Source organism: Pseudomonas taiwanensis (assembly GCF_013393345.1).
GTDB classification, from domain to species: Bacteria; Pseudomonadota; Gammaproteobacteria; order Pseudomonadales; family Pseudomonadaceae; genus Metapseudomonas; species Metapseudomonas resinovorans_C.
Map to the genome: position 1 here is coordinate 59,662 of NZ_QJRF01000049.1, position 25,304 is coordinate 84,965.

Consider the following 25,304-nt stretch of genomic DNA (forward strand, 5'->3'; position numbering starts at 1 on the left):
CTGCCCCCCTCCCTTATCCGGGTGGCGCCGCACGGCTCCACCCAACCTCACAAAGGTTTGCGTCATGGTTCAAGTACTGTTGGCTACCGCATTGCTATCCATCGCCCTAGGTGCGCTTTCCGGCTTTGCGGTGCTCGCCGCTGTCGACTACCCGGCGATGCTGCGCGCCGTAGGCGTTATCAACCCGATGCGGCTACGCCAGGCGCACATGGACTGGATCATCATGGGGACGGTAATGGCCGTCACCGCACTGGCCGTTCCTCAGCTTCCCGGCTGGGCCGCCGCGCTGGTGATATTCGGTGGTGTGGTTAACCCGCTGACCTTCGTCCCAATGGCGTTTTCGAAGAAGGTGGACAGCACCAAGGTCTTTCGCCTGGTTTCATTCATCTCGTTTGTGTCGCTCACCACAGGGTTGATTACTGCAGCGGTGACGTTCATCCGCGGCTGATCGACCGCACCAGCGAGGCCCTGGCCGGCGAAGCCTGGACGCGTGTAGCCCGCCGTGAGGCGGGCTATTTTTACGTACGTGAAAGCGCTGCGCCGAGACTGACGTCGCGCTCACTTCTCGGCAATGTCAGGGACGTTTGTGGAACTGGAGATAGGCGAGTCTCATGTCGCTTGCCCACCCATCGATCACGGGCTGGATATTCTTCACCGAAAGCACGGCTTCCTTGTTCTCCAGGCTTTCGCCGGTGCCTTTGCGCACGACCTCTGCCAGGAGCTTGGTATTGCCCCCGTCGAGGAACATCGCTTCGGTGGCGATTTCCACTTGCTGATCCCGCGCGCCAATCGCGGTGGACGTCGCGGCGACAACGAGGGCGATGGGAATCACCTCGTAAGGTTTGAGCCCCTCCGTGGACGTCGATACTGCAGTGATGGCCGGGCGCACGATGACGCTGTCGGCGGTGGGCGAATCGCTGATTCTCACCACCGAACCAAGCTCTCGCTTGAGCGCTGCATCGTAGTAGCGGGTGATCTCATCCAGCGTCGCCTGCGGTATCTGCGAGCTGGCCTGAGGGCGCGGGTAGAACTGGCTGGGCTCCAGATAAACGCTGCTATAGCGCGACAGGTCGATGTTGGGATCTACCCAGCGCGCCACCTTTGCCCCACTGGCGGACTCCTGCTCTTCCAGCACCTTGTAGTTGGGGAGGAACCCCGAGTAATTGGCGGGCTCGACCATTGTGCTCGAGCATCCCCCCGTAGCCAGTAGTGCAGCGACCGTTACCGCAATCAAGTTCGAACGCATGGTGAAGCCCCCTTGGAAAAAACCTGAATATCCGCCTTCAGCTGCCTGGAAAGCAGACGCAAAGTGCGTAAAGAGAATCGGACCCCCTCGCCTCTGCTCCCGCTATAGGGCCGGGGGGTCAGGGCGATCCCCGCTGGGGGGACAGGCTCAAGCGTAGCTGGCGGAGTGCCGAGTTCCAGTCCACATCACAGGGCTATTCAAGTGGGATGGGCAGGATCACGACTGCGGCGGGAAAGCAGATTCCTCTCACGCCTGAAACCCACGTTCGCCTCACACCTTGCCTACACTTCTCGCGAAGCTGACAGAGCGAGGGGATGCAATGGAAATCGAGGAACGAAATACCCGGCAGCGAATACTCGAACCCGTCAGCCGTATCACCGAAGTGATATTCGGGCTGCTGATGGCAATGACCTTCATTGGATCGCTGAGCGTTGCCACGGCAGGCCGTGAAGAGGCCCGAACCATGCTGATCGCGGCGTTCGGCTGCAACCTCGCATGGGGCCTGGCCGATGCCGTCATCTACTTGCTGGGTACCTGGACCGAACGCACCCGCAGCCGAACCTTGCTCGCGCGCCTGCATAGCGGTGCAAGTCCGGCCGAAGGTCGGGAGCTGATTGCCGACGCCCTGCCCCTGCGCATTACCGAAGCGGCAGGATCGGACGGCCTGGAAGCGTTGCGTTTGCGCCTGCTGATGAATGCGGACAAACCCGTTCGCGCGCGGTTGGACCTGAAAGATTTCGCCGGAGCACTGGGCACCTTCCTGCTGGTCGTGCTGGCGACCTTCCCCCTGGTCATACCTTTTCTGCTGATCGACCAGACCGGACCGGCGATTCGAGCCTCCAACCTGGTGTCGTTGGCGATGCTGTTTATTTCAGGCTGGCTGCTGGCCCGCTATTCCGGTGGCAACCCGTGGGCCACCGGCGCGGTGTTGGCACTCGTCGGCACAGCGCTGATATTCGCGATCATTGCGCTGGGTGGGTGATGGTTCTGTCTGAAGCAGGCGCGGAATCCAATGGAGTGTCAACGAGACGCCGGGCCGATCCGCTGGGGTCAGCGCAATTCTTGAAGGTCCGGCGAGAGGGACAGTCCTGGAATTGCTGAGCGCAAATATCGTGCTCTTGCCTTGCGGATAAGCGGAGGTGCTGTGCGATGGTATCGGGCGTACAGCGGGGGATTTTTTGTTCGAACGCTCAGGCAAGACATGCATCAAAGTCTCTGGGCATTCAGGACCATTCACGTGGGCATCATCCTGGACGTCCAGGGCCGCCATGGTGATCTCCTCTTCCATGGCGGCTCCTCGCAGCTCTCGGAGCCCTTCCCGAACTTCCCAATAGATTCGCCATACGGCCCGATCGAGCGAGCTATCGGTGATGAGGCAGTTTGCGCTGAAGCCGGTGATCACCAATCCGTCATTCCGCTCAAACGGTTTCGCGATAACGGCGAGCTCACCATTCGAGCCAATCGAACATGAAATGAGGCAATCAGACAGCACCTGGCAAAGCTTCTCTTGCAGGCTATCGGCGATGAACTCGTACATGTGCGGACCCTTCGGACGCCGGCCAGTAGCCGAGACCGGCATACCGGATATGGACCTCTCACGCGTATGTGAAGTTTTTCGCTCAGCGACTAACGGCAGCCAGTTGCCAATACCGCTCCGTGGGAGGACTGCCTGAATGTAGCGGCTGCACCAGAAGCCTATAGGCAGGAATGATCAAGCCGATTGGATGCGACGTATCAAAGCGGTAGTGCTGCGCGGCCAGCTCACGCGGCCGAACCACGCACCACCGGCAATCGTGGCGGTGATGACGAGGCCATACACCACGAACGCTACGCCCTGGGCAACGAACACGTGCATCAGGTTGCCGCCCCAGTGCAACGCAAGCCAGCCTCCAAGGCCCGCCACAACCAGGCGTGCGAGGTTGGCCACCACAGGCCAGAACAGGCGCCCCGCGCCTTGCGATGCGAAATGCAGTACCTGCCCCAGGGCGAAGAAACCGTACAAGGGGCCGACCACTTGCAAGTATTGGGTGCCGGCCTCAAGCATGGCCGGCTCATTGCCAAACAACATCAGCCAGGGGCGCGGGAAGATTGCCGCCGCCAGCCCGATCGTTTCGGTGATTGCAAAGGTAATCGCGGCACCGACCCACGCAGCCTTGAGGGCGCGTGCCCTGTCGCCGGCCCCGATGCAGGTACCCACCATGGCCAGCAGCGGTGCACCAAAACCAAATGCCAGCGGCACCAACAGGTATTCAAGCCGTGCGGCGGTGCCGTATCCAGCAATCGCATCCGGGCCGAAATGCCCCGACAGCGCCGTCGCGACGCCAATTGACAGGTTGGTGGCCACCGTTGCAATCAGGCCGACCAAGCCAATTCGCAGGATGTCGCGAAACAACGGCCAGCGAAGCCGGACGCCCATCAGCTTCGGCTTGAGCAGACTGCGCGGTGAGCGCAGGTACATCCAGAGCACGAGCGTACCGCCGAGGTAATACAGGAGCAGCGCCGCCGCGCCGCCGGCGATACCCATGCCGGGAATCGGTCCCCAGCCAAAGATGAGCAAGGGCGACAGCGGGATAAGCACGACAGCACCCGCGACAGTCACGTTGGCAGGCACTGCCATGTTGCCGGTGCCCCGGATTACCGCAGACAGCGCATTGAACAGCCACACGAGAGCGGCACCCGCAAATACCCAGTGCGAGTACACCAACGCCGCCTCCAATGACGCCCCGGTGCCCCCCATCTGCGTATACAGCCACCGCCCGCCCAGCAGGAGCGCCAGCGTGAACGCAAGGCCGAAACCGAGCGCGATGACCATCGCATGCAGCACCAGAGCATCGGCATCTTCCCGGCGTTGCGCACCGAGGGCTCGCGCGATGGACGAGGCGATGCCACCTCCTATCGCGCCTGCGGAACTCATCTGCATCAGCATGACAATCGGAAAAACCAGTGCCATTGCAGCCAGCGCGTCGCTGCCAAGCTTGCCGACGAAATAGGTTTCTATGAGGCCGACCGAGGCCTGGACAATCATCACCAATACGTTGGGTGCCGCGAGTCGCAAGACGGTCGGCACGATGGGCGCTTCCAATAGCAGACGTGTACGCGGATCGATGGCGGTCATGGTTATCCCTGTGGATTTTATTGTTGGGGCTGACCGCCATTGGATTGGCAAGCAATGTGATGAGTAAAATGAATTATTGATATTTAACCTATGCAAGGCATGCATATCGATATCTGTTCCAGGCGCAAGCTGAGCCCTTCAGGGGCGCTGGACGGCGCAGCTCTTCACCTGTTCGCGCAACCACTGCAAACCCGGATCGACATCGAAGCGTGAGTGCCAATACGCCACCAGCTCGGGCGCCGGGAAGTCGACTGGCGGCTCGTGGCAGCTGAGGCCAAAGGTTGCGGCGAACGCCTCGGCGATGGGCCCTGGCAGGTTGCAGATGTAGCCGGTTTGGGAGGCGATCACCGGCATCGCCATGAAGTTCTGCACCAGTACGCCAATGCGCCGCGCCAGCCCTTGGGCCTGTAGCGTCTGATCGATGATGTTGCCATCCCGTTGATGCATTTCGATCATCACTTGCGGCCTCTCCAGATAGAGGCCCAGCGGGAAACGCCCAGGTGGAAGGCCTTCACGCTGCCAGATCAGGGTGCGCAGCGAAACGCTGGTGATTGGCTCATGACGCAGGACTGCGCCAAGCGTCATCGGCGAGCTGATGACCAGGTCGATCTCGCCGCTTTCCAGTAGCCCCGAAATCGCACTCTTCTGCGGCAGCGGCACTACCTCGATCATCACCCCCGGTGCCTCGCGCGCAATGTGCTGGGTCAGGCGCGGCAGGATCAGGAACTCGACGAAGTCGCCGGAGGCGATGCGGAACTTGCGTTGCACCGCTGCCGGCACGAAGGGCACAGAACCTTGCAGAGCGTCGTCCAGACGGGACAGTGCCTCACGTACCGGACCGATCAGTTCGGCCGCGCGTGCCGTCGGCACCAGGCCGCCGCGCCCGATCACGAACAGCTCGTCGCCAAGGCGTTCGCGCAAACGGCGCAGCGCATGGCTGACAGCCGATTGGCTGAGCGACAGGCGCTCACTGGCGCGGGTGACGTTCTGGGTTTCCCACAGGGTGGCGAAGACCACCAGCAGGTTCAGGTCGAGGGTACGAGTATTAATATTGTGCATTCGTCGAATGCTACATATTCACTTCCTTCATCGCAAAGGCTTTGTTGTAGTGGCGCCACAGTTTCACTGCACGAGAGCCCACATGAACAACAAGAAACCCCTGCAGATGGGTTGGTTCATTCCAACCATTGGCGATACCACTGCCTTCAGCGATCCGAGCAAGAGCATTCCCCGGTCCCTCGAGCATTTCGAGCGGGTAGCCGTCGCCGCGGAACAGGCCGGGTTTGATTACGTACTGGTCCCCGTGACGCCCTTCTGCTGGGATGCCTGGGTGACCGCCTCGTTCGTGATCGCCCGCACGCAGAAGCTCAAAGCCCTGGTGGCAGTGAAGCCCGGATTCATCCATCCGGTCGCCCAGGCCAAGATGTTCGCCACCTTCGACCAGCTGTCCAAAGGGCGCATCTACATCAACCTGATCGCCGGCCTCAGCGAGAAAGACGCCTATGCCGAGGGGCAGATCGTTTCCAAGGAAGCGCGCTACGAACAGCTGGAAGAAGAAGTCGAGCTGATGAAGCGCCTGTGGACCGAAGAAGGCGTGGAATACGAAGGCAAGTACCACCAGGCACATGCCCCGCAAGTCATACCCTCTCCCTTCCAGCAACCGCACCCGCCGTTCTTTCTCGGCGGTGGTTCGGAACAGGCAGCAGAGATTTCCGCCAAGCACTCCGCCGTGCACCTGTTCTGGGGCGACTACCCGGAACGCATCGCCGAACAGGTCAAGGAAATGCGTGAGCGCGCTGCCAAATACGGCCGCGGCGAAGAAATCGAATTTGCCATGCGCCTGCAAATCATCTGCCGCGAAACCGAAGAGGAAGCCTGGGCGGCGGCCGATACGCTGGTCAACGGCGCCGACCCGGCCTGGACAGAACAGGTCAAGACCATGATGGCCGAGTCCGTGGCCAACCAACGGATGAAGGAACTCTCCAAAACCGTCGGCCGCAAGATGACCCCGCACCTGTGGACCGGCATCACCGAAGTACGCCCCGGTGCTGGTATTGCGGTGGTGGGCAACCCGCAGCAGGTCGCCGATCAGTTGCTGGCGTTCGTCGATGCCGGTTGCAGCGGGTTCTGCCTTTCCGGCTACCCACACCACGAAGAAGCCGAGCGCTTTGGCCGCCTGGTCATGCCGCTGCTCAACCGCTGAGCCATTTCGATCCAACAACAATCAGCCGCCGCTGGCCCGTCCGGTGGCGGTGGAGTACCCGTCGATGAATACTTTGCCCTTCGACCCCAAGCAATTCCGTCAGGCGCTCGGCGCCTTCACCACCGGCGTGACCATCGTCACCACCCGAGGCCCGGACGGCCAGGACTATGGGCTGACTGCCAACAGCTTCAACTCGGTGTCGATCGACCCGCCGATGGTGCTGTGGAGCATCAACAAGGATTCCTCGTCGGCTCACGCCTTCACCGAAGGCTCGCACTTCGCCGTGCACATCCTGGCGACCGATCAGGAGCCGCTGTCCAACCGCTTCGCCAAAAGCGGCGCCGACAAGTTCGCCGGTCTCGACCTCCAACGCGGCCTCAGCGAGGTTCCGCTGCTGGATGGTTGCTCAGCGCGCTTCCAGTGCAAGACCACCTATCAGTACGAGGGTGGCGACCACATCATCCTGGTCGGTGAAGTGCTGGCGTTCGACCGTTTCGACGAAGCGCCGCTGGTGTTCCACAGCGGCGGCTACTGCCGCCTGGTGCCGCCCGCCCCTCGTGGTGAGCAAAGCGTCATCTACGGCGAAAACTGGCTGGGTTTCCTGCTCGGACGTGCCTATTACCAACTGCAACTGCCGATTCGCCAGCAACTGAGGGCGATGGGCATGCAAGACAGCGACTTCGAGCTGCTCGGCATCCTCAGCTTCAGCGAAGGGCGAACCCTGGAGGAGCTGCGCCAACTGTTCGAGTTCACCGGCAAGGCACTGGCCCCGGACCAATTGGCCACCTGGTTGCACAACGACCTGCTGACCCTGCACGAACAGAAAGTGCTGTTTACCGACAAGGGCCGCCAGCTGGCGATCCAATGGCTGGCCTTTGCCAAGTCCGCCGAGATGAGTGCCCTGGAGGGGCTGTCCTACGACGAAGCGCAGCAACTCAAGCTGCTGATCGGTCGCGTCATCCAGCACACCGGCACCGAGCTGCCGGCGCACTGGCGCAAGGAAAACATCTGGCAGGACAACAACCTCTGGCAGCAGGCCGACGCCATCCCGGCGGCGCGCTGACGCAGCACCGCAGCGGCGGCCTGCGCGCCGCGCGGCCTCGAATACAAAAACAAGCCATTGAGGTGAACCGTCGATGTCCAGCACCACGACTATCCAGGCTCCGGTTGCCAGCTCGGCGCCCTGCCTGGCGAGCCCCGGCCAGGCCAACTATGCCCTTGGCGTACTGCTGCTCGCCTACGTCTTCTCGATCATGGACCGGCAGGTGCTCAGCCTGCTGGTTGGGCCGATCCAGCAATCGCTGCACGTCAACGACACCTGGATGGGCATGCTCCATGGATTCACCTTCGCCGCTTTCTACTCCCTGGCCGGCCTGCCGATCGCGAGGCTGATCGATCGCGGTAACCGGCGGCTGGTCATCACCATCGGCATCGGCTTGTGGTGCCTGGCCACAGCCGCCAGTGGCCTGGCCACGGAATTCTGGCACCTGCTGCTGGCCCGCGTCGGCGTGGCAGTTGGCGAGGCGGTGCTGCTGCCAGGCGCCGTGTCGCTGATCAGTGACCTGTTCGCGCCGGAGAAACGCGGCCGCGCGCTCGGCGTGTTCGGCTCCGGCGGCCCGATCGGTGTGGGCGCTGGCCTGCTCGCTACCGGTCTGGTCCTCGGCTATTTCAGCGCCCATCCTCTCACCCTCCCCTTCCTCGGCACTCTGGCGCCCTGGCAGACCACGCTAATGTCGATCGGCCTGCCGGGCCTGATCGTTCTATTGCTGATGGTCGGCGTGCCGGAGCCGCGACTGAATCGCGCCGGCCGGAAGGCACCGACCTTGACGGCACCGGGCGTGCCATTGGGAGAAGTCCTGGCGTTCCTGCGCGCCAACCGACGCACCTTCTTCGCCATCGTGGTCGGTATGGGCTTCTACAACGCCGCGGTTTATGGCGGCGGCGCATGGGTCCCCAGCTACCTGGTCCGCGAATTCGGCTGGAGTTACGCCAAGGCCGGCACGGTGATGGGTCTGATCATGTGCGTCAGCGCGCCGCTCGGGGTCCTCGGCGCCAGTTGGCTGGGTGAATGCTGGCGCCGCCGCGGCGTAGCCAATGGCAACCTGCGAGTGGCGATCATCGCCAGCATGGTCCTGCCACTGTGCGCCACACCGCTACTGCTGGCGCCCAGCGCCCCTCTGTCACTGCCGTTCCTGGCCGTCACCGCCGCCCTCTGGGTCTGCCTGTTCGGCGTCGGCCCGGCGTTGATCGTCGAAGCAGCGCCCGCGCCGATGCGTGGCCAGTTCATCGCCCTGTTCACCGGCGTACTCAACCTGCTCGGCGTTGGCATCGGCCCGCTGGCAATCGGCGTCATCACCGACTACGTGCTGGTCGACCCCGCCGCCATTCGCTACTCGATCCTGATCGTCACCCTGATCGCCTGCGCCCTCGCCTGCCCACTGCTGCTCTGCGCCCGACACAGCTTCGGAAAAACCATCCAGCAGGCCCGCGAGTGGCAGCCCGCTGCGACGGCTGCGGCTTAACCCTTCCAACCCACGAGAACGCTCATGAACTCCATCCAGGGCAATTGCCTGTGCGGCGGCATCCACTACTCCACCCACCTCGCCCCGCTGACCACCGCCGTCTGCCATTGCAGCGACTGCCAGAAGCAGTCCGGCAGTGCCTTCTCGGTCAATGTGCTGGTGCCGATCGCAGACTTCCTGGTCGAGGGCGAGAGCCTCGGCTGCTACTCCAAGGCCGGCGGTAGCGGCCTACCGGTCAAACGTTACTTCTGCACCTGCTGTGGCTCGGCGTTGTACTCCGAAATCGCCGCGATGCCCGGCGTGCTCGCCGTCAAGGCCGGCACCCTGGCCGACGCGCTCACCACGCCCAACCTGCACCTCTGGTGTTCGTCGGCGCAGCCCTGGGTGGCCATCGACCGCAGCCTGCCGTGCTTCGAGCACGCGGCAACCGAGTGAAGAACCGCGCCCCGGCTGGCGGGCCACCGCAGCCGGGCGAGCACGAGATGACCACGATGATCAAAGACGCACACTACCCCGACCCCGTCAGCCTGCCCCGGCAGCTGCTGGGCCGCGTGCAGACCCTCGCCCCTGGGGTGATGGTCAGCCTGGCGATCGCCATGGCCTCGGCGTTCATCGCCGATCATTACGGCGGACCCACCCTGCTCTACGCCCTGCTTTTCGGTATGGCGTGCCACTTTCTGAGCGAGGACAGCCGCTGCCTTCCGGGCATCGAGTTCACCGCACGGACGATCCTGCGCATAGGCGTAGCCCTGCTGGGCGCGCGTATCACGCTGGAACAGATCGGTTCGCTGGGTTTGGAAACGGTCCTGGCCGCAGTGCTTGCAGTCGCTGCGACCATTTCTGTTGGCTGGATAAGTGCTCGCCTGCTCAACCTGCGTGCCGACTTCGGCGTGCTGACCGGTGGTGCCGTCGCCATCTGCGGCGCTTCGGCGGCCTTGGCGATTTCCGCGGTGCTGCCCAAGCATGAGAACAGCGAGCGCGATACGTTGCTGACCGTGGTGGGCGTCACCGGCCTCTCGACCGTGGCGATGATCACTTATCCAATCATCAGCAAGCTGCTGGGTCTGTCGCCTGAGCACACCGGGATTTTTCTGGGTGGCACCATCCACGACGTGGCCCAGGTGGTCGGTGCCGGCTACATGATTTCCCCGGCCACCGGCGATATCGCCACCGTGGTGAAGCTGCTGCGAGTGGCACTCCTGGTGCCCGCTGTCCTGGTGGTTGCCTGGTTGTTTAGCCGACAGCGGAGCACGCAGGCGGACAGCGGGCGGCGGTTACCCCTACTCCCAGGATTCCTGGTGGCTTTCGTCTGCCTGGTCGCGGTCAACAGCAGTGGTTTTCTGCCTCCCTCTTTGGCCGGCGCCATGAGTGAAACGTCGCGCGGTTGCCTGGTGATCGCCATCGCCGCCCTGGGGTTGAAAACGTCGCTGCAAAAACTCGCATCAGTTGGGTGGCGTCCGATCGCCCTGCTGGTGGGCGAGACGCTGTTCCTCGCGGCACTGGTAATGGGCCTGCTCTGCCTGGGCCGATGAGTTGCGCACAACGCACGCTCACTCGTTCCCTGCTCCTGTTACACCGGGAGCAGTGAAGCCGGGAGGTGATTTGAGCCAAGGGAAACCCTTCACCGCCATGTCATAACCGGTGGCGTAGAGACTGCGCATGTATTCGTTATCGAACTCTTCTTTGTGCGGAGCGTTGAAGCTCGAAGGTATGAACCCGAGGTTGAAATCCACACCGTCACGCTGGGTGGTGGAATAGATCCGGTAGAGGTCGCCGATACCCTGGCTGTGGATCAACGAGGTGACCGCGCGACCGGCGATGCTCATGGTTTTGCGCTCGACGTCTGCCCAGTCCGGGTCAAGTCGTGAATTGCGTATCACGTATAGCTTGCGCTCGCGGGTCACTCCAACTGCTTTTGCTTCCTCATCGACCCGAACCGACGCCGGATAAGCGAACACCTGCGCCATGATGCCGCCGTCCACATGCATCTCCTGATAGGCCTTACCGTCGACTTCCACGTCGATCATCATCGGCGGAAATCCTCCCGGAATAGAGGCAGATGCAATCATCACTCTCACGAACAGATCCAACGCCTCAGGACCGCCATAGGTCGCGATTTTCCCCATATCCCAGATTATGGGGCGGCGCGCATCGAGGTCCGCAGTGGCAACTAACAGAAAGCGGCCCTTGGCGTACTCGGCGGCGATTTCCTTGAGTATCTGTTCATTCAACGATTCGCGTGTCAGCTTCAACAGCGGTGCGTTGTCTGACATTGCATCCCCCAGAACACCTTCGAGAAAACTGCGCGGCTGGAGGACGTCTTTCGGTGACAGCGTGGTATAGAATTTTTTTAGTGTCGCGTCGTACTTCGGCCCCAGAAATGCGAAAGGCGCGATCAGTGCGCCCGTGCTGATGCCGGTAACGAGCTTGAATTCCGGGCGCGTGCCTGTAGCCGTCCAGCCATTCAATACGCCTACGGCGAACGCCCCATTGTCACCGCCGCCCGAAATGGCCAGATATACCGCTGGCGGCAGTGGCCCTTTGTGCCCTTGCTTTGCAAGGTAGGCCTGCTCCCGCTGCAGCGCTTGAACGCCGATTCGTGTGAATTCAGTCATATCGCCGGCGCCGACATAACGCACCCCAGGCATGCCGGGAATTTCCGCTCTTGCCGTCAGGTCGTCCGGCACTGCCGACAGGCGCGTCGGCGCCATGGTGCAGCCCTGTAACAGGAGCAACAGGACCACGATCAGGTTGGTGGCTTTCATAGTCGACTCTCTCGCGCACGAAGGCTTTGATAGCGACGTCGCACATGCTCGCGCGGGTCATTCCTCAACAGCTTGCGTGCCGAGGTGCGGATTGCTCATCCGTGGCAACTGCGCGCGGGGGTAATGACAGCTTTTGCGCCGCATACATCATTAAAGACGCTTCACGTTTCTACGCTCAGAAAACCTGGAGCATGCCGTCGCTGGTCTGGATGGCCGGGCGAAGCTAACGCAAAAAGGGGGACAGATCTCCTGCTCTAAACGGCCGTTCCTGGCCGGAGGATTGGCTCTACCGGAACTTACCGCTTCTCGTTGCGCGATGAGCCGGGCGAAGCGCCCTGCGCCTCATTGAAACATGCCCGAAACCTCGCTTGATCGGTGAACAGGACGCGGGGCATCGGCTTCCCCCGCGTCCATGGGTTACATGTCGTATCGCAGAACCAGGCCAACCGTACGCGGGGCGCCGACGTCAATGATGTCGCCGCTGCGGTTGTTGGTGATGTATTCCTTGTCAAAGGCATTCTTCACGAAACCGGATACGGCGATGTTCTGGGTGAGCTTGTACTCGGCGTTGAAGTTAGCCAGCCAGTAGTTGTCGCTCTTGCGCTCGTCGATTACCTCGCCAGCGTCGTTGAACTCGTATTCCGAAGGCGAAGAGCTCTGGTAGACAACGTCGGTGTTGAGGGTCACTCGCTCATTCCAGCGATAGGTAGCCCCCATCGACAGCTTGTACCTGGGCGAATAGAGGAAATCTTCACCACTCATGTCCCGGCCATCGCCGGTGACGAAGTCCTCGTACTTGCCAACGGTAATTGCACCACCGGCGTTCAGGGTCAGCTGCTCGCCGAGGTCTTTCTCGACAAAGACTTCAAGGCCCTTGATGTCACTGCTACCGGCGTTGAATACGTGGACGAACTCAGTATTCGGATCCAGCACACTGACCTGCTGATCCTTCCAGTCGGTGTAGTACAGGTTGGCGCGAGTGCGCAGGGTATGGTCGAAGAACGAACCGCGGTAGGACAGCTCGTAGTTGGTGGTGTATTCCGGATCGTAGGCTTCGTGACCGCCGCCCGCGCGCATGTTGACGCCACCGCCGCGATAGCCCCTCTGCACCATGAAGCCCAGGTATTGCTCCTCGCCCAGTTGATAGTCGATGCCGAGTTTCGGCAGCACGGCATCAAACGACTCGCTGATATCGGCCGGGCTGGAGAAGTCGTCCTGCTCGATGTCGGTATCGTTGGTTTCGTGGTCGTAGCGCAGGCCGGTGATCAACGTCCAGCGCGGTGCGAAGGTCCAGTTGACTTCACCGAATACCGCTTTGTTCTCGATTGTGGTGTCGCCCTTGGCCTCGCCGAACAATCTGTTGTTGAACAACAAGCGGTCGTGGAAGTCATTGGTGTTATGCGCGTAATAGGCACCGACGAAGCTCTTCACAAGGTCCGAGGTGTAGTTCAGGCGTAGCTCCTGGCTGAACAGGTTGCCTTCCTGTTTGCGCAATACGACCTGGTTGAAGTCAGCCGACTGGTCGAAATCCAGACGCGCGTCGTAATCCGAACTGGTATTGGCCGTGAGGCTGGTGATGGACCAGTTATCGTCCAGGCGGTAATCGACCTTGGCACTGACGGTGTCCTGATCGAGCTTGTCGAACGCCTTGGTGTCGGACGTCATCTTGTAATAGCGGACCTTGCCATTCTCACGCATGACCGTGTTGTCACCCTTGCGGCTTTCACCGTGGGCATAGGTCAGCAGGACGTCGACGTCATCGTTGGGCAGAATCAGCAGCTTGCCACGGGCATTGCTGGTGCGGGTCGGATTGGCATCGTCATTGAGGAAGGTGTTGTCGATGTAGCCATCGCCTTCCTGGTAATCCACCGCGATACGACCGGCGACCTTGTTGTCGATGATCGCCCCCCCACCCGCAACTGCCGCGCCACGCTCACCATAGCTGCCCACGTTGGTCTGTGCGGAAAGGCTCGGGTCGAAGGTTGGATTCTTGGTCTGTATGACCACAGCACCGGCTAAGGAGTTACGACCCTGAGTGGTGGACTGCGGCCCCAGGAACACTTCCACCTGCTCGGCGTCCCACAGCGGCATCGGGCTGAGAGTCAGTGCCCGGTTTGGCTGTACAGCGCCGTCGACGAACACCGAAACCGCACCGTTGAGCGTGGCCGGTCCCTGGTCATCGAAGCCGGATACCGGCACACCACGGATACCCCAGTTTTCGTTGCCGGCCTGGGTATACACGCCCGGCGTGCGGCTGAACACGCTGGCGAGGTCCATGTCGCCATGCTCGCGAATGCTCTCGGCGGTTTCGACCACGACGCTGGACTGGGTTTGTGCCAGGGTGCGGTTGATCTTTTCACCGGTGACCATCAGTGGTGCGATTTCCATCGGCGCGGGAGGAACGGGGGTCGGCAGGGACGCGACGGCCTCGTCGGGCACCACGATATAGGTGTGTTCGTCCTGCTGTTGCACGTTGAGACCGCTACCGCCCAGCAATCTCTTCAACGCTTCCTCTGCGGTGTAGCGACCGCGCAGCGCTGGCGTTTGCTTCCCGGCCGCGATATCGCTGGAAAAGAGGATCTGGACATCGGACTGGCTGGCCAAGGCGTTCAGCGACTTTTCGAGCGGCGCCGCCGGTAGATTGAAATCAACTTCATTGGCAGCCTGGGCCATCGCCGACAGGCCCAGCAGGAGGCTGCTGGCCAACAGGGAAAGGCGGAGGGTCGGGGTTCTCACGCGTTGTGCTCCGGGGAAAGTGTTGTGTTCCTGGAGCTAGCCGCCACAGCGCAGAGAAAACCCTACCTCGGGAAATTAATTATTTTTTACGGCGCGTCGCTGCACATGCAGCGTGCCCTTGCTGTCAGTGGTGAAGTCCAGCGGCAGGATCTTCGGTAGCAATGCCAACATTCTGTCCAGATGTGCGCTGTCGAAGGCGCCCGACACCGGCAGCGCCGCCAGGCTGCTGTCCTGCAGGGCGACAGGCTTTCGCTGGTATCGCTGGATCACGGCGAGCACTTCACTCAAGGGCGTTCGGTCGAACACCAGGCGGCCATCTTTCCAGGCAGAGAACGCCGCAGCGTCGACCCGCACCGTTTTTCCGAGCTGACCGTTGCGCACCAGAATCTGCTCACCCGGCATGAGGCGGACGTCCGCACCGTGACCACGAACATCGACCTTGCCCTCTTCTACCGTGACGCGCACATCGTCCTGATAGCGACTGACGTTGTAGCGAGTGCCGACCACCTTGATCCGGGCCGAGCCCGAAGTGGTCAGGAATGGACGGTAGATCGCGGGGGCGACACTGAAAAGCGCCTGGCCGGTGTGCAGCTCTACCCGACGCGAGCGCAGGTGCCAGCTGACCTCGATACGACTGGCCGCATCCAGATAGACATGACTGCCGTCCGCCAGGTCGACCTCTCGCTGCTCACCCACAGCACTGGCGAACTGCTCGGTCCTGTAACCAGGGTCCAGCCAGAACAATCCGCCGGCGAGCCCAAGCGTGACCATCAAGCTCGTCAGCGCGGCGCGGCTGCGCCGCCGGGATGTCTTGATCGGATCTGGCAACGGATATCGCTTCTTCAACTCCTCGCGGTGGCGTGCAATCGCGTCATCTGCCGGGACGGATGAGTCCTGCTGCGGGTTATGGGTGTTCATGCCTACGCCTCCTGGTAGCCGAGCATGACACGGCAGCGATCCATGCCCAGTTTGAGGTGCTTTTCCACGGCCTTCAGTGAAATTCCCAGCCGGACCGCCACCTCTTTCTGCGGCAGCTCATGGAGCTTGTGCATGACGAACACCTGTTGGCAGCGCGGCGACAAAGCAGCAATGGCCGTGCTGAGCAGCTCCAGTTCGTCAGCGGTCTCGTGATGGTGCTCCGGGGTCGCGGCAGTGCAAATGACCGCTGGAATCTCCGCGTGCTCATCGACCCAGGCCAGGCGCCGCCGCTCGCTGCGGTAGTGGCTGATGGCCCGATCATGAGTGATCTTGCGCAGCAGGGCCAACGGCAGGCGGACGTCTTCTTTCTCGGGCGCCTCCAGTAATTGCACGCAGACATCGTGCACGACCTCATGGGCCGCATGGCGATCACCGAAGCGGCGACGCACTGAATCAACCAGCTCGTCGTAGTGACGAACTAGAACCGCGACTAAGGATCGCTTGGAGGTGGCTTGCTGCACGATGTGGCTGGGGAAGAAGTTGAACTGGATGCAAATATAAATGCGAACGGTTAGCAATAGATAGATGAATCGTTCGCTATTAATGAAAAGTGTGAGAGTCGAAGCGCGCCTGGTAGACAGCAGATCGCTCTAGCGCCTGCTTCCGGGCGCTTGCTGCCATTCGAGACCGGCTGCATACGGCCAGAAGCGAACGTTTAGAGCAGAGAAAATAAATCTGTCCCCCTTTTCGTCCGTCCCCCTTTTCGTCCGAGAAAATAAACCTGTCCCCTTTTCCGTGCTCATCTACACCCGCTCACAAAGCCTTCATTTCAGCAATATCACGCCCCACCTGATCGGCAGAATGGTCGAACATCGCCTGCTCCTGCGCATCCAGGGGCAACTCGATCACTCGCACAATCCCCTCCGCTGCCAGCACGCAGGGGACGCCCATGGCAATGTCCGTTCGCCCGTACTCGCCGTCGAGAATCACAACTGCCGGCAAAATGCGGTTCCGCCCATTGGCGATGGCATCCACCATCTGTGCAATTGCCACGCCCGGCGCATCGCAGGCGCTCCCGACCTTCTTCAAACCTAGAATCTCGCCGCCACCCTGGCGTGTGCGTTCCACGATCCGGTCTATCTGCTGACTGGACAGGAAGTGAGACAGCGGCACCGAACCGACCGCACAATATCGCATCAGCGGCACCATGCTATCGCCATGCCCTCCCAGCACCAGCGCCGTGATATCCCGAGCAGAAAACCCTGTCTCCTCGGCAATGAAACACTTCATGCGGGCTGTATCCAGCACCCCCGCCTGCCCGAACACCTTGTCGCGTCCCAGCCCACTGAGACTCCAGGCCCGATAGGTCAGCACGTCGACCGGGTTCGACACCACCAACACCGTCGCCGCCGGAGCATGGCGATTAATATCCCGCATGATGCCGTCGAGAATTGGCAGGTTGATACTCAACACATCCTGGCGCGACTGACCAGGCTTGCGGGGCACACCCGCCGTAATCACCACCAGGTCAGAATCCTGCAGCATTTCGGCATCGGAACCGCCGTAAACCCGGGTATCGGAACCTGACTCAACTGCCGCCTGCCAGACGTCCAGCGCCTTGCCTTTCGCCAGGTCACCCTGCACATCAATCATCATCAGCTCACGACAGAACTCTTCCCGGGCGATGATCTGAGCTGCCGCCTCACCCACCATCCCGACACCCACAATTGATAGCTTGTTCACCTCACACCTCCCGGCGGCGCGCGACACGCCAACCTTTGCAGAGAAGTATTGCCCGCTAATGCAAAACGGCCACCCGAAGGTGGATATGGTTCGCGGGCAGCGGGAGGCCGCTTCGCGACTGAAGTCGCGCCCACAGGGTTGGTTTGCACTTCATCGGATGGTGATAGGGGGCAACTGCGTTGCCCTTCGCGAATGAATTCGCCCCCACAGGGCCAGGCCGTCGAGTTCGAGCAGGTATCGATTGCCCTCCCCCCTGCCCCGTCTAACCTGCCGCACTTGTAGGAGCGGGCTTGCCCGCGAACCACCTGAGCCACGCCTTCGCGAGCAAGCTCGCTCCTACACCACAACGCTCCGCGTGCCTCGCAAGCCCCCATGTCGTCCACTAGAGTTCCATTTACATCCGACCCGTCCAGACCTTCAGCTGTGATCTCGACGCAAGCGCCTGCTCGTCACCTCGATCCTGCATCTGGTAGGAAATACGACCATGGCCATCCACCCATTGATCAACGCCACTGCCCTGTCCCGCCGCTCCCTGATGTTGAAAGGTGCCGCACTGACAGCCCTCACGATGCTCCGGCCTATAACAGCGTTCTCCGAATCCGATACGACGCCACCTGCGGCCGATGCGCTGCGCCCGTTCCGCGCCGAGGTTCCGCAATCGGCGCTCCAGGACCTTCACCGCCGCTTGGCCGCAACCCGCTGGCCGGACCGGGAAACCGTCGACGACCGCTCCCAGGGGGTGCCGCTCGCCAAGCTACAAGCGCTGGTGCGTTACTGGGACGGCAGCTATGACTGGCGCAAGGCGGAAGCGAAGCTCAACGCCTTTCCCCAGTTCCTGACCAGCATCGATGGACTGGACATCCACTTCATCCACGTCCGCTCCCGCCACGCGGATGCGTTGCCGCTGATCATGACCCACGGCTGGCCCGGCTCCGTCTTCGAGTTGCTGAAGGTCATAGGTCCGCTGACCGACCCCACGGCACATGGCGGTACGGCAAAGGATGCCTTTCACCTCGTGCTGCCTTCGATTCCGGGCTTCGGCTTCTCCGGCAAGCCCACCAGCACGGGCTGGAACCCCGATCGCATCGCGCGCGCCTGGGATGCGCTGATGAAGCGCCTCGGCTACACGCGCTACGTGTCGCAGGGTGGCGACTGGGGCGCCATCATTTCGGACGCCATGGGACGCCAGGCGCCCGCCGGCCTGCTCGGCATCCACGTCAATCGGGTGGAGCGCGCAACGACTCTCCCGCCCGAGGTGGGCAAGGCATTGAAGTGCGGCGACCCCGCCCCGGCGAATCTGAATGCAGAGGAACGGGAAGTGTTCGATACGGCCCGGGAGTTCCTTGGCAAGGGATTTGGCTTCGCCGCCATCATGGCAACTCGTCCGCAAACCCTCGGCTACGGCCTGGCCGATTCGCCGGCGGGGCTGGCGGCCTGGTTCTACGACAAGTACGGCGAGTGGGTATTCAGCCGTGGCGAGCCGGAACGCGCCTTCACCCGCGATGAGATGCTCGACAACATCTCCCTCTACTGGCTGACCAACACGGCAACCTCGAGCGCACGCATCTACTGGGAGAACAGCGCCAGCACCGCACCCATGGCTCCGATCAGCATTCCCGCCGCAGTGACCATCTTCCCCGGCGAGGTCTACAAACCGCCGAAGAGCTGGGCCGAGCGGGCCTACCACAAACTCATCTACTTCCAACGCGTCGACAAGGGCGGGCACTTCGCCGCCTGGGAAGAGCCGGAGCTGTTCAGCCGCGAGGTGCGCGCCGCCTTCAGTTCTCTGCGCTGAGTTCGCCAGCCCGGCTTCGCGATGAATTCAGCACCGCAGGCAATCGTCGCCATGCATACTCCCCCATCAGGTTTGCAGGCACGCAGCGGTGGCGCATGGACAGGTTCCAGGAAATGAAGGTGCTGGTGGTGGTGGCCGAAGCGGGAAGCTTCGCGGCGGGTGCGAAGCAGTTGGGCCTGTCGCCGCCCAGCGTGACCCGGGCCATCGCAGCGCTGGAGGCGCGGCTCGGCACGTTGCTGCTGGCGCGCAGTACCCGCAGCGTTCGGCTGACCGAGGCTGGCCGGCGTTATGTGGAGGATTGCCGGCGCATCCTGCTGGAGCTGGAGGAAGCGGAAGAACAGGCCTCCGGCAGCGCGCTGCGCCCGCGTGGCAATCTCACCGTGACCGCGCCCGTGGTCTTCGGCGAGCTGTACATGGTGCCGCTGATTGCCGACTACCTGGCCGCCTATGCCGATGTGACGATCAACGCGATGCTGGTGGATCGGGTGGTGAACATGATCGACGAAGGCGTGGACGTCGCGCTGCGCATCGGCCAGCTCCCCGAGGGCGGGCTGACCTCATTGAAGGTCGGCGAGATTCGTCCCGTGGTCTGCGCCGCACCGGCCTTTCTCGATTCGTTTGGCAGACCGGAATCACCTGCCGATCTGCACGACGCGCCGGTGGTGATGTCCTCGGCCAGTTCACTACTGACCGACTGGCAATTCATCGGCTCGGAGGGGCCGTTCACTCTGCGCCCACAGGCGAGATTCGTGGTCAGCTCCGTCAACGCGGCGATTCATGCGGCGCGCAGAGGCTGGGGTTTTACACGGGTGCTCTCCTATCAGGTCGCCGAGGCCGTCGCGAAAGGCGAGCTGGAAATCGTCCTCGACCGCTACGGCATGCCGCCGTTGCCCATTCACCTGCTGCATCAGAGCAGCGCGCGCGTGTCCGCCACGGTCCGCACCTTCGTCGACCATTGCGCCGCGCGCCTGCGCAACGATCCGGCATTGCAGGCCGCCACCGCGGAGTAAGTGCCTTGGGCCGTTACCGGGAAATGGAAGTGTTCGACGCCGTGGCGCAAACCGGCAGCCTTGCCGCCGGGGCGCGGCTGCTCGGCCTGTCCACGGCGACGGTGATGCGCATGGTCGCCGGCCTGGAGGCTCGCCTGCAGACCACATTGCTGATCCGCGGTCCGCGCGGCACCAGTCTGAGCGTCGCGGGAGAGGCCTTTGCCACGAGCAGCCGGCAGATTTTCCAGGAGATCGCCGAGGCGGATCGTTCGGCGGCCGGCCTGCACGCCTATCCGGCCGGGCAACTGACGATTTCGGTGCCCCTGCTGATGGCTCACCAGGTATTTGCGCCCATCGCCCTCGACTACCTGCGGGCCTTCCCCGACGTACGCCTGGTCGCCCGGGACCACGAAGACGTGCCGCACCTGCTGGAAGACGGCATCGATGTCGCCCTGGTGGTCGGCCACCTCCCAGATTCCTCGGACTTCGCCGTGCCGGTGGGAACGGTGAAGACAGTCGTCTGCGCCGCGCCGGACTATCTGGCGCGCCACGGGCGGCCGCAGACGCCCGACGACCTCAAGACGCACCTGATCATTGCATCGGGCGCCCCGAGCGATTGGCGCTTCCTCCATCAAGGTGCGCCACGCTCGGTACGGCTGACACCGCGACTGACCTGCAGCACCCGCAGCGCGGCGATACGCGCCGCCGCCCTGGGCCTGGGGCTCGCGCGCTGCATGAGCTTCGAGGCGCACCAGGAATTGCAGAGCGGCACGCTCGAAATCCTGCTGGAGGACTTTGCCGCGCCCGGCCTGCCAGTCGGGCTGATCTATCGCGAAGGCCGCCGTGCTGCCGCGCGGGTCAGGACCTTTCTCGACTTCGCCGTGCCCCGCCTGCGCGCCCATCCGGCCCTGTGTGGCTGAGTCTCACGGGCATTCTTTCGGATTCTGAAACGCTGGATTGTCCGGACCGGCGATTCTGCTAAAGCGTGTTCCGGCGCAGGATTCATCCGTCAGCGCGAGCACCCGATAGGGTCCGACTCGGCGCTGCCTTTCCCCGCCCGAATCGGAGTCGCTGCAATGCCCCACCCCATCAAGCTCTTCCGCCACCCTCTGTCCGGCCACGCCCACCGCGTCGAGCTGCTGCTCTCGCTACTGGAAGTGCCCACTGAGCTGGTTTCCGTCGACCTCGCCAAGGGCGCCCATAAGCAGCCCGAGTTCCTCGCCCTCAATAGCTTCGGCCAGGTGCCGGTCATCGATGACAACGGCACCATCGTCAGCGACTCCAACGCCATCCTCGTCTACCTGGCGAAAAAGTACGGCAACCGCTGGCTGCCGGAAGACCCGATCGGCGCTGCCCGTGTGCAACGCTGGCTGTCGGTGGCCGCTGGCCAGGTCGCCTTCGGCCCGGCCGCCGCGCGACTGAATACCGTGTTCGGTGCCAAATTCAACACCGAGGAAGTCCTCACCCGCGCCCACACCCTGTTCCGGGTAATGGAGAGCGAGCTGGCCAAGTCGCCTTTCCTCGCCGGCGAGACGGCGACCATCGCCGATATCTCCAACTACACCTACATCGCACACGCGCCGGAGGGCAACGTGTCGCTGGCTGACTACCCCAACCTGCGCGCCTGGCTGGCCCGCGTCGAAGCATTGCCTGGTTTCGTCCCGATGCAACGCACCGCAGCCGGCCTGCAAGCCGGCTGATACAGCCGCCCGCTGCCGGGAAATCCGGCAGCCTTCCCGCGAGGAGTCCGCCATGGCCCATCTTCCCAAGCACCGCCCATCACCCTGGCACGCCGGCGAGAAGGCCATCCAGGAACGCGTCGGCGTCTCCGAGCGCATGGACGAATTCGGCCAGCGGGTGATTCGCGACTACATGCCCGACCAGCACCGCGACTTCTATCACCAGCTGCCGTTCATGGTCGTCGGCGCGGTGGATGACCAGGGCCGCCCCTGGGCAACGCTGCTCGAAGGGCCGGAAGGCTTCGTCATCTCGCCCGATCCCCGGCGCCTGGAGGTATCGACCTCATTGGACCGCCAGGACCCGGCCCTCAGCGGCCTGAAAGTCGGCAGCGCTATCGGTATGCTGGGCATCGAACTGCACACGCGCCGGCGCAATCGCATCAACGGCATCCTGCAGCGGGCCGACGCGGGCCATCTGGAGATTGCCGTCGAACACTCCTTCGGCAATTGCCCGCAGTACATCCAGAAGCGCACCTATACCCGTGTCGAACAGCGCCCGGGTGAGCACAACGCGCGCAAGGACTTCGCGGCGCTGGACGAGACGCTGGTGGAGATGATCCGCAAGGCCGACACCTTTTTCGTCGCCAGCTACGTCGAGCACGAGGACGGGCAACACTCAGTGGATGTCTCCCATCGCGGCGGCCGGCCGGGCTTCGTCAAGGTCACGGGCAATCGACTGACCATTCCGGACTACGCCGGCAACCTGCACTTCAACACCCTCGGCAACCTTCTGGCCAACCCCGTTGCAGGCTTGCTCTTTGTCGACTTCGCCAGCGGCGACATGCTGCAGCTGTCCGGAACCACCGAACTGATCTTCGACAGCCCGCTGATTGCCGCCTTCGAGGGCGCCGAACGCCTCTGGACCTTCGAGGTGCGGCAGGCCGTGCTGCGGCCGAGTGCGCTGTCGATCCGTTGGGACTTCCAGGAATACGCGCCGACCAGCCTGATGACCGGCACCTGGGCCGAGACAGACCAGAAGCTGCGCGAACGCGGACAGCGCCAGCAGTGGCAGGAATGGCAAGTGGTACGCCTGGAACAGGAGAGCCAGGACATTCGCTCCTTCTACCTGCAACCCGCAGATGGCGCGGCGGTGAACTTCACGCCTGGGCAACATCTACCGCTGCGCATCCACACGGGTTCCGGCGAGGAAGCGTTGGTTCGCACCTACAGCCTCTCCAGCGCACCGTCGGACGGGCATCTGCGCATCAGCGTCAAGGTTCAGGGACGGGCCTCGCACCACCTGCACGAACAGCTCAAGGTCGGCGATCGATTGCAGGTACGTGCCCCCATGGGCAACTTCACCCTGGCCGGCGACACCGAGCGGCCCGTGGTGTTGATCGGCGCAGGCGTTGGCGTCACTCCCCTGCTGTCGATGCTGCGGGAGCTGGTGGCGCAGAACGAATCGCAGGGTCGCCAACGGCGCATCCATCTGTTCCAGTCCGCGCGGACCTTGCAGCAACTGCCCTTTCAACGGGAAATCGATGCACTGCGCCAGCGCTGCCCTGAGCTGCTGCATATACGCCGGGCGCTGAGCAATCCGGGCGAGGACACCGTTCTGGGCCGCGACCATGAACTGACCGGCCGCATCGACATCGCGGAGATCAAGGCTCATCTGCCTCTGGATGACTACGACTTCTACCTGTGCGGCCCGGGGAGCTTCACCCAGGCCATCTACGACGGCCTGCGCGGCCTGAACATCGCCGATCGACGCATCCACGCCGAGACCTTCGGTCCCTCGACGCTGCAACGCCATGACGACACGCAGCCGCCAAAACCCGCCCAGCCGCCGGCAGCGACGTCACCGGTGCCGGTGTACTTCGCCGCCTCGGCCAAGGAAGCGCGCTGGAAACCGGACAGCGGCAGCCTGCTGGAACTGGCGGAAAGTCGTGGGCTGTCTCCCGACTTCAGCTGCCGTGGCGGCTCCTGCGGCACCTGCCGCACGCGGGTACTCAGTGGGCAGGTGCACTACCCCCATCCGCCAGCGGAGATGCCAGACGAAGGCACGGCGCTCATCTGCTGCGCGGTGCCGGCGGAAGACGCAAGCGGTGTGCAGCCGCTGGTCCTGGAAATCTGAGGAGCAGCGCCGGCATCAGGCACTGCGCTGGAGATTCAACTCCGTGCAGCCTGCGAAAGTCTGGAAGAGGCGGCGGCTGTGGCCTTCGGAGGAGCCGTTCCCTGCGGCACACCAGCCTGGAAGGGATCGGCAGAGACAAGGAATGTTATGCGCCACGTCTGAATATTGGTTACCACGCTACTTGGGGCCCACACTTCACCACCGTCATCAATCTCCAAGGAAAGACCACCATGGCCAAGTACCTGATCTCCTTTCCCAGTGCAGCGATGGTCGTGCCCGAGGACGAGTGGGAGGCGGTGGGCCGCGACGCGCACGCCGTGATCGAGGAGGCGAAGGCCGCTGGCGTTTACGTCTTCGCTGGCGGCATCGACGAAGCTGTGCCGCCCGTGCTCGTCTCGGCCGACGGGTCGGTAGCCGAGGGCGGATACCCGTGGGCACCCCCGCTTGACGGCGGCTTCACCGTACTCGAACTGCCCTCGCGCGAGGAGGCCGTCGCGTGGGCCGCGCGCATTGCTAAGGCCTGCCGGTGCGAGCAAGAGCTACGCGCCTTCGGGTTAGACCCGCGGGCCTGAAACGGCGTAGAAAGTGCAGCCTGACAATGCGGTCTGGCCGTAGCTCTTCGCCGCCGGAACCACCAGTTTCAGGGTCGCGCAGGCAAGCACCCCGGCGCCCTGAATCAACCCTGTGTACGCTGGTCGATTCAGGCAGGCCAAGTAATGCAGTACATATCCTCCAGACCTAACAGCCATTGCCCTTGGGTCGCATCGGTCTATAAAAATCGTTCTGAAACAATAAGTTGCACAGCTCAGGAAAGTTTGTTGATCTAAACTGAGAATTGAAATCTTTTGCAACACACTCCAGCCTCCAACCTGTGCGCGACTGGCTGAAAGACACCGTGGTTCACCAGGGAAGGGAGCCGCACCTGATGTCCTGGCCTGAGCGACGACGGAGCCGATCATGAGCAGAGGAGCACGCGCGCGCACGGCTGCGCCACCACTGAACGCCACCCTCTCGCTGCGAAGCTGCGCCCTTCCTCCTCCGCTCGAATACGACCGCGTACCCAACATCATCCACGCACGGCCACCTACGCAGCTTCGTGCTGAAAAGCGAAAGCAAGTCAGCGGCGTTTGGCTGTAGGTCCTCTTCCCGTACCTCGCAGCCAAGCTCCTGGTACGTCTACGAAGCTGGCGCTCCGCCACGACAGGAAGCGCAACGATGCAGTCAGCGAAATGCAAGCAGCCTTCCGAGGGAGGGACAGCCGTGAAAAACGCAGACTCGAAACGCCGAAAAAAACATTTGCCGCCCACGGCGAAGCCACACGCTGACGACGGCCGACGCGACTTCCTCAAGCTCGGTGCCGCTGCATTGCTGTCGCCGCTGCTGCTGCGATCGAGCAGGAGCAGTGCGTCAAGCGCGCCTGTGTTTCCGCCCAGCCCGCCCACTACCCCCTGGCTGTCTA

22 protein-coding genes are annotated in these 25,304 nt (G+C 62.7%); 14 read left to right on the plus strand and 8 right to left on the minus strand.

The window, feature by feature from the left end:
- Positions 1–64: 64 nt before the first annotated feature.
- A complete protein-coding gene (locus DM872_RS10550) occupies positions 65–448 on the plus strand; it encodes a hypothetical protein (RefSeq protein ID WP_179059445.1) in 384 nt (127 codons plus the stop codon).
- Between the two features lie 126 nt (positions 449–574).
- On the opposite strand, the gene DM872_RS10555 is transcribed toward DM872_RS10550, so the two are convergent.
- Positions 575–1,246, minus strand: a complete 672-nt coding sequence (locus tag DM872_RS10555; RefSeq protein ID WP_179059446.1) for a DUF3313 domain-containing protein — start codon at positions 1,244–1,246, stop codon at positions 575–577.
- 319 nt (positions 1,247–1,565) lie between these two features.
- On the opposite strand from DM872_RS10555, the gene DM872_RS10560 reads away from it, so the two are divergent.
- Both DM872_RS10560 and DM872_RS10565 read left to right on the plus strand, forming a co-directional pair.
- Complete coding sequence (locus tag DM872_RS10560; RefSeq protein ID WP_179059447.1) at positions 1,566–2,228, plus strand: hypothetical protein; 663 nt, start codon at positions 1,566–1,568, stop codon at positions 2,226–2,228.
- Positions 2,229–2,483: 255 nt separating this feature from the next.
- Positions 2,484–2,717: a hypothetical protein gene (locus DM872_RS10565; protein ID WP_179059448.1), complete on the plus strand. Its 234-nt coding sequence runs from the start codon at positions 2,484–2,486 to the stop codon at positions 2,715–2,717.
- Between the two features lie 240 nt (positions 2,718–2,957).
- Here the strand turns inward: DM872_RS10565 and DM872_RS10570 are convergent, their stop codons facing one another.
- Positions 2,958–4,361, minus strand: coding sequence for an MATE family efflux transporter (locus tag DM872_RS10570; RefSeq protein WP_179059449.1), 1,404 nt, complete (start codon positions 4,359–4,361; stop codon positions 2,958–2,960).
- 138 nt (positions 4,362–4,499) lie between these two features.
- On the minus strand, positions 4,500–5,420 hold the full coding sequence (locus tag DM872_RS10575; protein ID WP_179059450.1) for a LysR family transcriptional regulator: 921 nt from the start codon (positions 5,418–5,420) through the stop codon (positions 4,500–4,502).
- 82 nt (positions 5,421–5,502) lie between these two features.
- On the opposite strand from DM872_RS10575, the gene DM872_RS10580 reads away from it, so the two are divergent.
- The 5 genes from DM872_RS10580 to DM872_RS10600 all read left to right on the plus strand — a co-directional run bounded on the left by DM872_RS10580 (position 5,503) and on the right by DM872_RS10600 (position 10,618).
- A complete protein-coding gene (locus DM872_RS10580; protein WP_179059451.1) occupies positions 5,503–6,564 on the plus strand; it encodes an LLM class flavin-dependent oxidoreductase in 1,062 nt (353 codons plus the stop codon).
- A 64-nt stretch (positions 6,565–6,628) separates the two neighbouring features.
- Positions 6,629–7,627, plus strand: a complete 999-nt coding sequence (locus DM872_RS30475) for a flavin reductase family protein (RefSeq protein WP_256873359.1) — start codon at positions 6,629–6,631, stop codon at positions 7,625–7,627.
- A gap of 73 nt (positions 7,628–7,700) precedes the next feature.
- Positions 7,701–9,086 carry a spinster family MFS transporter gene (locus DM872_RS10590; protein WP_179059452.1) on the plus strand — a complete coding sequence of 462 codons (1,386 nt, stop codon included), beginning with the start codon at positions 7,701–7,703 and terminating at the stop codon, positions 9,084–9,086.
- A gap of 24 nt (positions 9,087–9,110) precedes the next feature.
- Positions 9,111–9,521, plus strand: a complete 411-nt coding sequence (locus DM872_RS10595; protein WP_179059453.1) for a GFA family protein — start codon at positions 9,111–9,113, stop codon at positions 9,519–9,521.
- Between the two features lie 56 nt (positions 9,522–9,577).
- Positions 9,578–10,618 carry a YeiH family protein gene (locus DM872_RS10600; protein WP_179059454.1) on the plus strand — a complete coding sequence of 347 codons (1,041 nt, stop codon included), beginning with the start codon at positions 9,578–9,580 and terminating at the stop codon, positions 10,616–10,618.
- An 18-nt stretch (positions 10,619–10,636) separates the two neighbouring features.
- Here DM872_RS10600 and DM872_RS10605 read toward each other — a convergent pair whose 3' ends face one another.
- The 5 genes from DM872_RS10605 to DM872_RS10625 all read right to left on the minus strand — a co-directional run bounded on the left by DM872_RS10605 (position 10,637) and on the right by DM872_RS10625 (position 17,248).
- The gene (locus DM872_RS10605) at positions 10,637–11,851 is read right to left on the minus strand and encodes a patatin-like phospholipase family protein (protein WP_256873360.1); all 1,215 of its coding nucleotides are present in this window, start codon (positions 11,849–11,851) and stop codon (positions 10,637–10,639) included.
- Between the two features lie 417 nt (positions 11,852–12,268).
- Positions 12,269–14,587 carry a TonB-dependent receptor domain-containing protein gene (locus DM872_RS10610; RefSeq protein WP_373273699.1) on the minus strand — a complete coding sequence of 773 codons (2,319 nt, stop codon included), beginning with the start codon at positions 14,585–14,587 and terminating at the stop codon, positions 12,269–12,271.
- 75 nt (positions 14,588–14,662) lie between these two features.
- Positions 14,663–15,505, minus strand: a complete 843-nt coding sequence (locus DM872_RS10615; RefSeq protein ID WP_179059455.1) for a FecR family protein — start codon at positions 15,503–15,505, stop codon at positions 14,663–14,665.
- Positions 15,506–15,507: 2 nt separating this feature from the next.
- Positions 15,508–16,026 carry an RNA polymerase sigma factor gene (locus tag DM872_RS10620; protein WP_179059511.1) on the minus strand — a complete coding sequence of 173 codons (519 nt, stop codon included), beginning with the start codon at positions 16,024–16,026 and terminating at the stop codon, positions 15,508–15,510.
- A 292-nt stretch (positions 16,027–16,318) separates the two neighbouring features.
- Positions 16,319–17,248: a malate dehydrogenase gene (locus tag DM872_RS10625; RefSeq protein ID WP_179059456.1), complete on the minus strand. Its 930-nt coding sequence runs from the start codon at positions 17,246–17,248 to the stop codon at positions 16,319–16,321.
- A gap of 568 nt (positions 17,249–17,816) precedes the next feature.
- Here DM872_RS10625 and DM872_RS10630 point away from each other — a divergent pair.
- From DM872_RS10630 to DM872_RS10655, 6 genes are all read left to right on the plus strand, one after another.
- Positions 17,817–19,043, plus strand: a complete 1,227-nt coding sequence (locus DM872_RS10630) for an epoxide hydrolase family protein (protein WP_256873366.1) — start codon at positions 17,817–17,819, stop codon at positions 19,041–19,043.
- Positions 19,044–19,138: 95 nt separating this feature from the next.
- The gene (locus tag DM872_RS10635) at positions 19,139–20,053 is read left to right on the plus strand and encodes a LysR family transcriptional regulator (RefSeq protein ID WP_179059458.1); all 915 of its coding nucleotides are present in this window, start codon (positions 19,139–19,141) and stop codon (positions 20,051–20,053) included.
- Between the two features lie 5 nt (positions 20,054–20,058).
- The gene (locus tag DM872_RS10640; RefSeq protein ID WP_179059459.1) at positions 20,059–20,952 is read left to right on the plus strand and encodes a LysR family transcriptional regulator; all 894 of its coding nucleotides are present in this window, start codon (positions 20,059–20,061) and stop codon (positions 20,950–20,952) included.
- A gap of 156 nt (positions 20,953–21,108) precedes the next feature.
- Positions 21,109–21,732 (plus strand): glutathione S-transferase family protein, encoded by a 624-nt coding sequence (locus tag DM872_RS10645; protein WP_179059460.1) that lies wholly within the window; start codon positions 21,109–21,111, stop codon positions 21,730–21,732.
- Positions 21,733–21,784: 52 nt separating this feature from the next.
- Positions 21,785–23,845 carry a pyridoxamine 5'-phosphate oxidase family protein gene (locus DM872_RS10650; RefSeq protein ID WP_179059461.1) on the plus strand — a complete coding sequence of 687 codons (2,061 nt, stop codon included), beginning with the start codon at positions 21,785–21,787 and terminating at the stop codon, positions 23,843–23,845.
- A 230-nt stretch (positions 23,846–24,075) separates the two neighbouring features.
- Entirely contained in the window at positions 24,076–24,417 is a 342-nt protein-coding gene (locus tag DM872_RS10655) for a YciI family protein (protein WP_179059462.1), read from the plus strand.
- Positions 24,418–25,304: the final 887 nt, after the last annotated feature.